Origin of the sequence: Butyrivibrio sp. AC2005 (assembly GCF_000424145.1) — a bacterium.
In the GTDB taxonomy this organism is placed as follows: Bacteria; Bacillota; Clostridia; order Lachnospirales; family Lachnospiraceae; genus Butyrivibrio.
Window position 1 is genome coordinate 76718 of sequence record NZ_KE384138.1, and the last position, 12605, is coordinate 89322.

13 protein-coding genes and 1 pseudogene are annotated in these 12605 nt (G+C 38.6%); 1 reads left to right on the plus strand and 13 read right to left on the minus strand.

Annotation, left to right across the window (positions count from 1 at the left end):
• Window positions 1–58: 58 nt before the first annotated feature.
• The 13 genes and pseudogenes from G602_RS0120370 to G602_RS0120430 all read right to left on the minus strand — a co-directional run bounded on the left by G602_RS0120370 (window position 59) and on the right by G602_RS0120430 (window position 11556).
• Entirely contained in the window at window positions 59–1243 is a 1185-nt protein-coding gene (locus tag G602_RS0120370; RefSeq protein ID WP_026660667.1) for an aldo/keto reductase, read from the minus strand.
• A 54-nt stretch (window positions 1244–1297) separates the two neighbouring features.
• On the minus strand, window positions 1298–1840 hold the full coding sequence (locus G602_RS0120375; protein ID WP_026660669.1) for a glutathione peroxidase: 543 nt from the start codon (window positions 1838–1840) through the stop codon (window positions 1298–1300).
• A gap of 255 nt (window positions 1841–2095) precedes the next feature.
• Window positions 2096–2800 (minus strand): DNA alkylation repair protein, encoded by a 705-nt coding sequence (locus tag G602_RS0120380; RefSeq protein ID WP_026660670.1) that lies wholly within the window; start codon window positions 2798–2800, stop codon window positions 2096–2098.
• Between the two features lie 11 nt (window positions 2801–2811).
• Complete coding sequence (locus G602_RS0120385) at window positions 2812–3933, minus strand: DUF362 domain-containing protein (RefSeq protein WP_026660671.1); 1122 nt, start codon at window positions 3931–3933, stop codon at window positions 2812–2814.
• Window positions 3934–4254: 321 nt separating this feature from the next.
• A complete protein-coding gene (locus tag G602_RS0120390) occupies window positions 4255–4914 on the minus strand; it encodes a hypothetical protein (protein WP_026660672.1) in 660 nt (219 codons plus the stop codon).
• 38 nt (window positions 4915–4952) lie between these two features.
• Window positions 4953–5114, minus strand: a pseudogene (locus G602_RS32270) (GNAT family N-acetyltransferase); the annotation flags it as partial.
• Window positions 5115–5296: 182 nt separating this feature from the next.
• Window positions 5297–5656 carry a helix-turn-helix domain-containing protein gene (locus G602_RS0120400; protein WP_026660673.1) on the minus strand — a complete coding sequence of 120 codons (360 nt, stop codon included), beginning with the start codon at window positions 5654–5656 and terminating at the stop codon, window positions 5297–5299.
• A 595-nt stretch (window positions 5657–6251) separates the two neighbouring features.
• On the minus strand, window positions 6252–6977 hold the full coding sequence (locus tag G602_RS27730; protein ID WP_081676101.1) for a class I SAM-dependent methyltransferase: 726 nt from the start codon (window positions 6975–6977) through the stop codon (window positions 6252–6254).
• Between the two features lie 16 nt (window positions 6978–6993).
• On the minus strand, window positions 6994–7689 hold the full coding sequence (locus G602_RS0120410; RefSeq protein WP_026660674.1) for a polysaccharide deacetylase family protein: 696 nt from the start codon (window positions 7687–7689) through the stop codon (window positions 6994–6996).
• A gap of 8 nt (window positions 7690–7697) precedes the next feature.
• Window positions 7698–8147, minus strand: coding sequence for a GNAT family N-acetyltransferase (locus G602_RS27735; RefSeq protein WP_044933030.1), 450 nt, complete (start codon window positions 8145–8147; stop codon window positions 7698–7700).
• Between the two features lie 23 nt (window positions 8148–8170).
• Window positions 8171–8974, minus strand: a complete 804-nt coding sequence (locus G602_RS0120420; protein ID WP_026660675.1) for a hypothetical protein — start codon at window positions 8972–8974, stop codon at window positions 8171–8173.
• 703 nt (window positions 8975–9677) lie between these two features.
• On the minus strand, window positions 9678–10994 hold the full coding sequence (gene rlmD, locus G602_RS27740) for a 23S rRNA (uracil(1939)-C(5))-methyltransferase RlmD (protein WP_081676102.1): 1317 nt from the start codon (window positions 10992–10994) through the stop codon (window positions 9678–9680).
• 241 nt (window positions 10995–11235) lie between these two features.
• The gene (locus G602_RS0120430; RefSeq protein WP_026660676.1) at window positions 11236–11556 is read right to left on the minus strand and encodes a hypothetical protein; all 321 of its coding nucleotides are present in this window, start codon (window positions 11554–11556) and stop codon (window positions 11236–11238) included.
• A 245-nt stretch (window positions 11557–11801) separates the two neighbouring features.
• Here G602_RS0120430 and G602_RS0120435 point away from each other — a divergent pair, with 245 nt between their 5' ends.
• On the plus strand, window positions 11802–12599 hold the full coding sequence (locus tag G602_RS0120435) for a hypothetical protein (protein ID WP_155830007.1): 798 nt from the start codon (window positions 11802–11804) through the stop codon (window positions 12597–12599).
• Window positions 12600–12605 lie beyond the last annotated feature (6 nt).

A 12605-nucleotide genomic window follows, 5' to 3' on the forward strand; every position in this document is an offset into this window, starting at 1 on the left:
CATAATTTTAGCCCATGTTTTTATATAAAAATATTAACTTGCAATAAAAAAAAGATAATCATTTTCTGTACAGAAATTTCCTTGCAGCAGTGGTTATAAGCGGTATCGGGAAAGGCCTTAGCTCCTTGTCCGCCTTTTTGAGCTCTTCAATTATATGAATATGCTGAGGACAATGGCTCTCACATTTTCCGCAGGCCGCGCACTGGGTCGGAAGTCCGGAATCTTTTCTTAGTCCGACCGTCATGAAAAACTCAGCCCGTCCGCTGAACTTATTCTCCATGTACATAGTGTTATAGCTTCTGAAAACGCTCGGAATATCGACACCTCTTGGACAGGGCATACAGTAGCCACAGCCGGTACACCCAACCTTAAGTCTCTCATTTATGGCATTTTTGATACCTTCGATAAGTTCAAAATCTTTGTCTGAAAACTCACCCGCTTCTATTTCTGACGCAATGCGGCAGTTTTCTTCAACCATTTCAAGAGAATTCATTCCGGAAAGCACACAGGTTACCTGAGGCTGATCCCAAAGCCATCTGAAAGCAAGTTCTGCTGCCGTTCTGTGCTTTTCATCCTTTGCAATAAGTGCTTTAGCCTTCTCAGGAAGCTGGTTTACAAGCTTTCCTCCGCGAAGTGGCTCCATGATAATTACAGGAATCCCCCTCTCCGCAGCTGCTTCAAGTCCCTTTCGACCGGCCTGGGATACCTCATCCAGATAGTTGTACTGTATCTGACAGAAATCCCAGTCATAGGCGTTCAGGATTTCTATGAACATCCCGGTATTTCCATGAAAAGAGAACCCGATGTGCTTTATGGCACCGGATTCTTTCTTTTCCTTAATCCATTCCTCAATTCCCAACTTCTTAAGCTTGTTCCAGGCCTCAATATCGGTGAGCATATGCATCAGATAATAGTCGACATAGTCCGTTCGAAGTCTTGATAATTCTTCACTAAAATACTTTTCAATCGCATTTTTGTTAGAAATAAGATACTGTGGGAGCTTTGTAGCTATCTGAATTTTGTCACGGATATTATTTTTTTTAAAAATCTCCCCGATAGCTGCCTCACTACCGGGATAGATGTATGCCGTGTCGTAATAATTTACCCCAAGCTCGTAGGCTCTTAATATCTGTTCCTCGGTTTTTTTCATATCGATGCTGCCTGTTGCTGTCTTGGCAAAGCGCATGCAGCCGAATCCCAGAATTGAAATATCTCCGCCCACTCTGTTTTTTCTGTATTTCATAGCCATCTTCTCCTGCTGCTTTTTGATCTGATCTTATATAATTCTGCTTTCGTCTTAAATCAGCTTTTCAACGCATGCAGCAACATTCTCCATCTTCTCTGTAGGCTCGAATCTTGCAACAACCTCACCGTTTCTGTCTATAACAAACTTTGTGAAATTCCATTTGATATCGGGATTATTTTTGTAATCCTTATCAATCTTTTTAAGCATTACTCCCATAGCAAGTGCTGCAGGTCCCTTACCAAAGCCTTCAAAACCTTTCTGCTCTTTAAGATATTTATAAAGAGGAAGCTGATTATCTCCGTTGACATCAGACTTCTTCATCTGAAGGAATTTTGTATTATAGTGAAGTGTGCAAAACTCATGAATCTCCTCATCAGTTCCGGGTGTCTGCCCTGCAAACTGGTTACAGGGAATGTCCAAAACCTCGAATCCCTGATCATGAAACTTCTCATACATATCCTCTATATCCTTGTAATGAGGTGTAAAGCCACATTCTGTAGCAGTGTTGACAACAAGTACTACCTTGCCCTTGTAATTCTCCATTGAAAAATCTTCGCCCTTAGCGGTTGTTACTGAATAATCATAAAATCCCATAGTAGACCTCCAAAATAAAAAAATATGTGTTCCTACAAAAACTTTGTTTCTGTGCCATAAGAATCTCTTTGATTTATTGCTATTATATTGCACACAATTTATAATGTCAAGTATTTTGTTGTTTCACCCTCATCCGGCACTTCGTGCCACCTTCCCCCTCGTAGGGGGAAGGCTATATTATTTCTGCTTCGTACGGGTCTTAAGACTCCTTAGGTATTACATCTGTGTCGTAGGGAGCTTAAGACTCCTTAGGTATTACTTCTGTTTCGTAGGGAGCTTAAGACTCCTTAGGTATGTCTTCTGCTCCGTGGTGATTCTATAGCTTTCGACAGATTTTTGAATAGCTTTATTGTGTGTCCACCTGTCAAGGCATCTGTCTGTTATAAACGGAATTATCATCTCATACTGCTTTGCAAGAGCGGTGGCAAAATACCAGGCGATCATCATGTTGACATAGTACTCCTGTGACCTTACCTCTGCTACCATCTTCGGATAAGCAATGTCAAAATCCTCATCAAGAAAATGCTGCATCAGCATACCTATAGCAAATCTTACTGTGTATGTTTTATCTGAAGCTATCCATTCCTTAATATAATTTAAAAGCTCAGTTTTATGCTTTTTGAAAACCTTGGGAGACATCTGGTCACAGGTAGCCCAGTTATCAACATAGGGAAGAAACCTGTTTACTTCCGTTATGCAGTCATCAAAATCCTTTATCTCCGATATTATGAAGGCCTGAAGCTGATTTTCATCAAAATATTTATGTGGAAGATCATTTAGAAACTCGGATATACCCTCTGTCTTTGCAAGACTTTTGGCATACTTTCTTAGATCCGGAGTGCGGACGCCGATCATATCATCGACGTCCATTCCGGGTATCAGTTTTACCTGAAAATTACGATATTTTTTGTCCTGAAGCCTGAAGAGCTCTTCTCTGATTTCTTCAATAATTCCAGTCATTTTTTATCCCCTCAGATTTTGATCAGTTCATATTCTCTGGATCCCAGTCCTATCTTCTCGCCATGCTCAAGGGTTTCCTTCCACTTAACATTAGGATTGGAATCAAGGAAATGGTCATGGTGATGGTGCCAGTCTTCCTGAGCAAGGTGATCGCCCAGCTGGCTGTTACGAATAGGCTCAGCCTGCAGGCAGAGATCCGCACATGCCTGATCAAGCGCCACCGGATCAAAGGATGCCAGCATTCCTATATTAGGAAGAATAGGTGCATCGTTCTCACCGTGGCAGTCACAGTTGGGCGAAACATCCATAATAAGCGATATGTGGAAGCAAGGCTTTCCGTGGCAAATAGCTGCTGTGTATTCAGCCATTTTACAGCAAAGATCTTCCTTGGCTGTGCCGCTCTGATTTTCTATCGCATCAAAAGCACATGCTCCAATGCATCGTCCGCAGCCTTTACAAAGCTCCTGGTCTATTACAGCTTTTCCTGAGTCATAGGAAATAGCATCCGAGCCACATTCCTTTGCACACTGCTTACAGCTTCTGCAACGGTCGGGATGTACTATGGGCTTACCATCATTGTGCTGTACCATTTTTCCTGCACGGCTTCCACCACCCATTCCGATGTTCTTGATAGCTCCGCCAAAGCCTGTCATCTCGTGGCCCTTGAAATGAGAAAGTGAAATAATAACATCAGCATCATACAGAGCCTGTCCTATATAAGCTTCCTGGCAGTATTCACCATTGGGCACCGGGACTGTAGCTTCATCAGTTCCCTTAAGCCCGTCGGCAATAATAACATAGCAGCCCGTTGTCACACTGTTAAACCCGTTTACTTCTGCATTGTAAAGGTGATCCACCGCATTCTTTCTGCTGCCGGGATAGAGTGTGTTGCAGTCAGTAAGAAACGGCTTTCCACCCAGTTCCTTTATAACATCCGCAACTGCCTTAACATAGTTTGGTCTTATATATGAAAAGTTGCCCAGCTCACCGAAATGCATTTTGATAGCTACAAACTTTCCTTCAAAATTTATGTCGCCTATTCCTGCCCTGCGGATAAGCTTTTGCAGCTTTACTCCCTGGCTCTGGTCCAGTTTGGTCCTGAAATCAGTAAAAAATACTTTTGCCTTCTCCATGTATGTAACCTCCTACCGTTACAAATAATTAAATAAATTTTGCCCTGTTAAATATTATGCCAAAATTGTATCTTTTTATCATCCGGGAATTGGTTATTTTAGAAAAAGTTTATTTATCATCTCTTCTAACACTTTTCATTATGCTTTTTATACTCTTCACTTAGTTCATTCTGAAGCATAGTGAAAAATTCAAAATATCTCAAAGCTGTTCCGCCTTCATAACGTACAACCTTAACGTACAGTGAAAGAGGAATCTCTTTTCCCTCCCAGGATATTTGCTCTTCATTGTGACTAAGTTTTTGTTCATAATTAGTTTGTCACCTAACTTCTTTTTATTTTATCCTTGATTCTAAGGCTTGCCTCAACATGCATTATCCAGTGTCTCGAAAATGGCATCTGGATAAGTCCGCGTATATCCTTTCCGCACCAATAGTCAATCAGCCAGATTGCTTTATCATCGTCGCTCACAACATTTAATGCTTTTAACGTTTCTTTCCTTTCGTCTGATATTTTTGTTTTCATTTCACTATACGGCAAATTGCTCAGAATCATTTCCGTGCTTTCTTTTACCTCATGAATATATTTATACAACTCATCCAACTCAAGTTCTTTTGAAAAGTCAGCGATCTGCTGTTTAACCAGTTCGTTTCCTGTTGTTATGATTGGAGCACAGATTCTATTTTGATAATCCTTGGCAAAGAAAACCTGATCATCACCATTTATCAAAGTATGTGCAACAATATCTTCTATACGAAAAATATGCCACAAAGAGTAAGCAATAGTCTTACTGTGATAACCATCTACATTTATAAAAGGAATTGCGTTGAAATCATCTCTTTCAAGCTCATTCCTGAAAGAGTCTATGGTTTCCATTATCATTTTTCTGAACGTAAACAATGTATCAATACCAGTCTTATAGTTATTCTTATTTTTTATTTGGTTCTGCATTTCTTTGTTCAGCTGCGACCATTCCTTGTTCATTAGTGACCTCTCTCTGCTCTGATCTTTGCTTTGTGTAATTATACTTTTTCAATTCTGTAAAATTTGAATCCATTTTCTTCCATCAGGAATTTAAAGCCGATCTTTTCAAGAATGTGCTGACTTCGCTTGTTTTTTACTATAGTATCTGCATTAACAGCAGTCATTCCAAGGTCAGAAAAGGCGTACTCTACTGCAAGTTTCTCAGCATTTGTTGTTCAATTATTCTCTTTTCCACCAATTTCCTCTTTCCAGACCATTTTGTTGACATCAACAAAATGGTCTTAACCTACTATTTATCTGTATTTCTTCGCTTTACGTTTTGCTATATTACAATCATTTTTTTAGTAACATAATTTTGAACTTCCAAATTGGAATATCAAGTTTACATTTTTTCTAAATCATCAAGCTTTTTTAATGTCTTAAGATACATCTCAAGCCTTTTCTGCTGATCAGAAGACAACTTATGATATTCCAGAATGATTTCCTTATCATGAAAGCTAAAGTCTAATTCCCTACTGGAATGCTCATCAAAATTATCATCAATCCCCTTACCGGTAAGGAGCTGCTCAGGCGTTATATCTAGCGCATCGCAAATAGTCATTATCTTATCTGCCGAGGGATTGGTCTTCTTGGTCTTCCAATCGCTAATTGTACTACCGGAAAGCCCCACCATCTTTCCAAATGCACTCTGCGATATTCCTCTTTGCTCGAGTATCTTAAATATTCTTTCACTAATAATCATACTGTTCTCCGTATTTACGAATATTATTTTCTTTCGTCACTACGTTTATACTATCATTAACAGAACACATATTCAATTGAATACTCAAGAGATTTGCAGATTCTTTCGTTCACATGCTCCATATAGTATTTGTAGCTTTTCTCCATGTTTTTCCTTGCTATATATACATGTGGATCCGGTAAGTCATCTAGTCCGACTTCGTCTGAATATTTTGCAATGATATTACCTAAGAACTCCGCAAAAGCACTCCACTCATCTCTTTTTCAACAACTACATTAGCGTTTTTTCTCAATTTGTTTCCTCCAGCGCTTATATTTTTATTCATCAGCCCCAACCGTAGTCAGATTAGCTCCAGGTTTCCAATTAGAGTTATGTGGCGCAAGCAGATCATATACATAAATCCTGTTAGGCCTACAAAGTCCTCTATGCTTTCGCTGAATAAGATTATATTTCTCAAGTTCCCTCAAAAGCTCAAACTACAAGGAGTCTGAGCTTTGTCATCAAATATATAATTATTGAATCACCTAAATTTGGGTATAGCAAACACAAAAAAATACAGAATATGTGTTCTGTTATGTCAAGAGCTTTTATAATTTCATTTTTTAGCCCTCACCATAAACATAAGCTCAGTAATGTCTTCTCTTTGGCATTCCATATATCCATCCAACACGAAACCGCATTGTATAAGTCCTCCTAGATATTCTTCCATGGAATGGCCATATTCAATCCATTCTGAATCGTCATAGTCTTTTGAACACCAGGGCATTTTATGTACAGCTTTATAATAGCCATCATTTTCATCATCAATAAAGTCGCAAAGATAATTAACCGGACTTGGAGCCATAATAATAAACTGTCCGCCATCCTTAATAACTCTGTAGCACTCTTTATAAACCAATGACAAATCCTGGATATACATCAGAGACGGAGGATTGATAATTAAATCGAAAGAGCCATCTTCAAACATAGATAAATCGCACATATTTCCTTTTACTATTTCTATGTCCAGTTTCTCCCTGCCTGCAATCTCCCTGTCCTTATCAAGCATCTTATTAGAGATATCAATAACCGTAACTTTTGCTCCTGCACAGGCTAAGATCGGTGCCTGCAGTCCTCCTGCACCGGCAAGGCAGAGAACTCTTTTCCCCTTTATATCATTTAACCATTCCGCAGGAACTTCCTTATCATAAAAATGTAGAATAGGTCTTCCTGCTCTTGCTAAGTCTAGTTCCTCATTAGTCGCAGAGGATGTCCAATCTGCCTGACTCACAACTAAATTATCTATATTTTCTTCAACCTGCTCGTAAACATTTTTCATCATGTCATTCCTTTAACTGTTACTTGAATTTTGGTGCTACAAATTCAATCCCTTGTGCCAGGCACTCATCAAGAAACCTTTTATAATATCCAGACTCCATTTCTTCAGTTTCATCATGAGAATGAAAAAGCAAAATATGATAACTATCTGGTGCAAACAAAGCTGCTCCTGAAGAAGGATTCATATCCTGCATTTTCTTAAAAACATCATCCATCGTAAATCCGCTGTCTGGTCTGATATTGTATTCTGCAAAATCGTACGTCCAAAGTGTATCTATATCCTTATCAAGACCATTTTCTTTCCACCAATAATATGGGATATTCGTATCATCAACTTTATCAAAGCCATGCTCTGCCAAATATCTTTGAAATAGTTCTTTATTCTCTCCACCTTTATTTCCATAAGGGAAACGGAATGGCCTGTATTTTCTCGGAACTCCGGCTTCTTTATACAATTCATGAAGCACGCTCTCACACTTTTCAATTTCTTTAACACCTTCATCAAAGGTAAGCTCTGAAAAGCTTGGGTGCGTATAACTGTGATTACCGATAATAATTCCCTTTTTCACTGCATATAATGCCTCATCATGGTACTGCTCGATATTCTGTCCCCATGCGAACATGATAATCGGTATATTCTTTTCTTCCAGATAATCAACTATTGCAGGCGTATTCCTGGTTGAAAAATCGTCCATTGTAAGTAATGCTCTTATCATCTTGTAAACTAACTCCTTTGTATTCTATAGAATATGAATCCATCCTCTTCCTTCAAAAACTTAAAGCCAAGCTTTTCAAGAATGTGCTGACTTCGCTTATTCTCTATTATCGTATCTGCATTAACAGCATTCATTCCAAGTATTGAAAATGCATACTCTATAGCCAGTTTTTCTGCAGTAGTTCCGTAACCTTTCCCTTTGTATGAATCATTCTGCATGTGGATGCTTAGTGTACATTCCTTTTTATCAAAATCAATCTGCTTGAGCTGGATTTCTCCGATAGGCTTATCCTCGAGCATAATAGCCAGCATTTTACGATCAGGCTTTTGCTTACTGTCAAAGTACTTATCTGCGTATTCTTTTGTATATATAAATGGCTTGAATAATGACATATCCGAATAGATGTTATGATCATTCTCCCATTCCCTGAAAAGTAACTGGCACAGTTCCCTGGTCATGGGTTTTAATTCAATTTTTGTATTTATAATAAAGTAGCACGTATAAGATCTTTAACTGTTTTATCCTTCAAAGCAAAATTTAATGTTTCATAAGTCACTATTAGTCTGTCTCCGGGGATTATTCCATTAGCAATATATGAATCTATTTTCCTGATGGCTTTATCAGCATAATTAGGATCATCCATTCTCCCATCATGTTCCCAGTATACTTCCTTCTCTATCCTTTTACTAAGCAAAGTAAAATCCGGATATACAGTACCATATCCTTTCAACAGCAGTGGGCACTCATATTTATATTCAATTCCCATATCATAAAATATATCTGCCAAAATTTTCTCTGATTTTGACCTTACTCTTTCGCCTTTCTTTGTAAGTATCAGCGGCGTCCCTTCAGCAAATTCCTTCCCCTGATAAGGAATTGCCTTCCACTTCTGCACTCTCCGTTCAAACGGAATTTCAACAGGTTCTACCATGTTTTTTCTTATGTCGCTCAGCGAACTATATATCATAAGTAGTTCATCATCTTTATATTCTTTGCATATTGTCTCCAGTTGCTTAAGCCTTCTATCAACAAGTCTTTTTATTTTCTTGTCATAAGCTTTCTGTGCAAGTGGCTTTACTATATTGCTGTTTTCTCGCCTTATATACTCGCCCTGCCTTTTACACTTCATATTCTTATCCGTACAAAGCATGTATTGCGGTCTCTTTCCACAATTGGTAATTCTGAGAGTACCTTCCGGCGCAATACTGAGCCTGTCATCCACACACTCCTTTATATGTAATAATCTTTTCTGTTCATCTTTTAATAATTTTTCTAATCCTTGCATATAAATAATATAGTATTCCTTTCTTTATCTCATTTTTCTGCCGTATCTTGCTACTCAATAATTTGCGACATTATGTTTTTTATATGAATTTGCAGCCAATTTTGTGTCCACATGTTGGATTTGCTAATTAAAATACTGCCCAAATATGCTTTCCACTGTGTCCACTTCTTGGGGACCATTTTAAGCCATGCTCTTCTACCGCAAGATGCTTTTTTTGAGTTTGCGGCATTTTATTTAACGCTTACTTCTCTGCCACAATATGCTGCTTTTGATTTTGCGGCATTTCATTTTACACTTACTTCTCTACCGCAGCCTGCGTTTTATTATATTGCAGCAGTTTAATTTAAATTTTTTTGACTACTGCATTTCCTCATATTTATCTTTGCAGCAGAAAAACTTTTAATTTTCTAACTGCTGCATATTTCATTTTTCCGATTAACAGCAGTCAGACACGACTGAAAGCTTCACAAAAATACCTTCAACCGCCATAAATAACCATAAAATCTAAATTATTCAATTGTAAAAATGGAGTTCTGCAGTGTCCCAGATACGCTTTCCACTGCTTTTTCAGAATGAAGCAGATTATAACAGCAAGTTCCAAAAAGTGCAACTAAAACATTTCCACTTGAAACATTCTCGCATTCTCGCAAGGCATCAAAAAAGACATCCCGATATCGAAATGTCTTTTGCCAATACTATATTATTACTTCGGGCTTGCTTTCGTCAAAAGGACTACTGTCTCACAGCTTCTTGTAAACGGGAACATATCAACAGGTATGATGCGCTCTGCCTTGTAGCCGTTCTTGGTAATATATTCCAGATCCCTTGCAAGAGAATCCGGGCTGCAGGAAATGTATACAACTCTGTCCGGATTAAGCTTGAACATGGAATCCATAAAAATCTCAGTAGATCCGGAACGTGGCGGATCCATGAAAACAACATCAGCATGATCACCTGCTTCTGCCATCTGGACCATAAACCGGCTGGCATCATTTTCATAGATGTCTATATTCTTAATTTCGTTCATTTTTGCATTGATTCTCGCATCACGTACAGCATCCTTGTTGAGTTCAACGCCGATGACTTCTGCCGCATGCGGACTTGCAATAATTCCGATGGTTCCAACACCACAATAGCAGTCAAGAACAGTCTCTTTTCCGGCAAGGCCTGCAAGTTCAACAGCCTTGGAATAGAGCTTCTCGGTCTGAACAGGATTGACCTGATAAAAAGACTTTGGAGAAATCTTGAACTTCATTCCACAAACAGTATCATAAATAAATCCTGGGCCGTATATTGCCTTCTCCTTATCCCCGAGAATCATGCTCGTATGCTTATCGTTAACGTTAATGACAATTGTAGTAATTTCGGGATGTTCCTTCAGAAGCGCCTTAACAAAATTATTCTTGGAAGGAAGAATAGGCGATGTAAGAACAAGTACCACCATGATCTCTCCGGTGTTATGACCTACTCTTATAAGGACGTGTCTGAAAAGTCCATATCCATTATCCTCGTCATATGTCTTAATCTTGAAGGACTTCAGCATTCCGCGAATGGTTGCGATAATGGCATCTGCCTTCTCGTTCTCAAGATAGCATGCATCAACAGGCACCACATCATGAGTACCTTCTTTATATATTCCCGATACCGGATTCCCTTTTCTGTCGTGGGTAAATACCGCATGAACCTTGCATCTGTAGTGTTCAGGATGCTCCATCTCCATGAATGGTTCAACCTTGCCAAACTTGCCAACAAGCTCTTCTACACGTTTGTGCTTTCTTTTAATCTGCTCCTTGTAAGGGACATCAATCATCTGGCAACCGCCGCACTTCTTGGATACAGGACACTTACTATCGGTCTTCTTAGTAAAAGTTTTTTTACTATCCACTGACTTTTTGGTATTCCCCATGCCATTTTTTGAAGCAGCTGTCTTTTTTACACCTGCCTTTGACTGGCTTATCGTTCTTGTTGTCTTTGCAGGTTTTGATGCATTGTTCTTATTGACTTTATTTTCATTTCTCATTTATTAGCCCTCATCCGTCAGCTTCGCTGACACCTTCTCCCAGAGGGAGAAGGCATAAAAAAACTCATCCTTATCAGGTAATACAAAAATATACTGTCATCCCTATCAGGAGGTAATATCAATATACGCTCTCATCTCTATCAGATAATATAAAAAATACTCTCATCCTTATCAGGAATAAAATCTGCCTCATTAGGCTCAAAGACCTCCGGCAGCTACCGGAGGTCATAATCAGACGTAATTATTTTTTCTTTGGTTTATTATTCTTAGAGCTCTTATTCCTCTTGTCACCAAAATCTCTGATCTTAATATCCTCAAGACCGGAAACAAGCTCTCTTGCACGCTCAACATCCGCTTTGTTTATACGAATGGTACATACAATCTTGTCTTTATCAGAGCCAAAAATTCTCTGTAAAAAGCTCTTATCCTGCCAGTCAATATAATAAGAGATGCGGTTCTGAAGGAAACGCTCCTCTAAAATTCTCTTAGTCTCCTTGCTATATACCCTACAAAAGGAAACTTCATTATTAAAAACCTGATCAGTTTGTATTATTGATGACATAAATCCGTTCAAAGCCTCTCATTCTATCTGAAATCCACTATATTTTACACTAGGCTCCTTATGTTTGTAAATAGTAAAGAAAATCGCAAAAACGCTCAATTTTACACATTCTTTATACTGTTAATTATCTTTTCATTTGAATATTTGCAAAATAGGATGTAAAAATTAATTAGAGGTATTATAGGTACAGCATGGATGCTGTTTTCCAGGGAAATACGTTCCCGAAGATCAAAGGAGTGATTTGTATGGGAATAAATGTAAATATGGACTATTCAACATTGTTTGGTAGTTTGCCTGGAGCAAACTCTTCGAATAACATTATGTCGGGATTATCCGGCATGTTATCCGATTATTCTTCTATCAGAAACGGAAGCTACGGTAAGCTGGTATCAGCATATTATAAAAAAATAGAAAACGAAAATTCTGATTCCACCGACAAGACGGATAAAAGTTCAAAAAACAGAACTGAAACCACAACCGAAAAGTCAAAGGCAGCAGAGAAAAAACAATATTCCGCCATTTCTTCAAATGCCAAGGGTGTTGCTTCTGATGTTGATAAGCTCACAAAAACCGGTGATGATTCAGTTTATTCCAAGTCATGGCAGAATGTAACCGATGAGGACGGCACGGAATCAAAGGTCTATGACTACAACATGGGCAAAATCACAAATGCTGTGTCCGGTTTTGTAAAAGACTATAACAGCCTTGTAGGTTCAGCTTCAGATGTATCGGACGTAACCACAAGCGCCAGAGCTGAATATCTGTCAAAGATTACCAGTTCCTATGAAAATGAACTATCCTCAATAGGAATAAGCGTAAATGATGACGGAAAGCTCTCTTTGAACAAGGATAAGCTTAAAGAAGCAGGTGCGGAAGCAATACAAAATGTATTCACTCAAAAAGCAGGCTATGGCTACAAAATATCCCAGGCAGCAACAAGCCTTGAAACCTCTGCTTCAAGAGCCGCTTCCTCCACATCTACATATTCAAAAACAGGACTTACTAACACAGACTTTTCATCAATAATGGATTCCTTTATTTGATGAAGA

Coding starts and splice junctions, on each gene's coding strand:
- G602_RS0120370 (WP_026660667.1), bottom strand. CDS start 1,243: ATGAAATACAGAAAAAACAGAGTGGGCGGAGATATTTCAATTCTGGGA.
- G602_RS0120375 (WP_026660669.1), bottom strand. CDS start 1,840: ATGGGATTTTATGATTATTCAGTAACAACCGCTAAGGGCGAAGATTTT.
- G602_RS0120380 (WP_026660670.1), bottom strand. CDS start 2,800: ATGACTGGAATTATTGAAGAAATCAGAGAAGAGCTCTTCAGGCTTCAG.
- G602_RS0120385 (WP_026660671.1), bottom strand. CDS start 3,933: ATGGAGAAGGCAAAAGTATTTTTTACTGATTTCAGGACCAAACTGGAC.
- G602_RS0120390 (WP_026660672.1), bottom strand. CDS start 4,914: ATGAACAAGGAATGGTCGCAGCTGAACAAAGAAATGCAGAACCAAATA.
- G602_RS0120400 (WP_026660673.1), bottom strand. CDS start 5,656: ATGATTATTAGTGAAAGAATATTTAAGATACTCGAGCAAAGAGGAATA.
- G602_RS27730 (WP_081676101.1), bottom strand. CDS start 6,977: ATGATGAAAAATGTTTACGAGCAGGTTGAAGAAAATATAGATAATTTA.
- G602_RS0120410 (WP_026660674.1), bottom strand. CDS start 7,689: ATGATAAGAGCATTACTTACAATGGACGATTTTTCAACCAGGAATACG.
- G602_RS27735 (WP_044933030.1), bottom strand. CDS start 8,147: ATGACCAGGGAACTGTGCCAGTTACTTTTCAGGGAATGGGAGAATGAT.
- G602_RS0120420 (WP_026660675.1), bottom strand. CDS start 8,974: ATGCAAGGATTAGAAAAATTATTAAAAGATGAACAGAAAAGATTATTA.
- rlmD (WP_081676102.1), bottom strand. CDS start 10,994: ATGAGAAATGAAAATAAAGTCAATAAGAACAATGCATCAAAACCTGCA.
- G602_RS0120430 (WP_026660676.1), bottom strand. CDS start 11,556: ATGTCATCAATAATACAAACTGATCAGGTTTTTAATAATGAAGTTTCC.
- G602_RS0120435 (WP_155830007.1), top strand. CDS start 11,802: ATGGGAATAAATGTAAATATGGACTATTCAACATTGTTTGGTAGTTTG.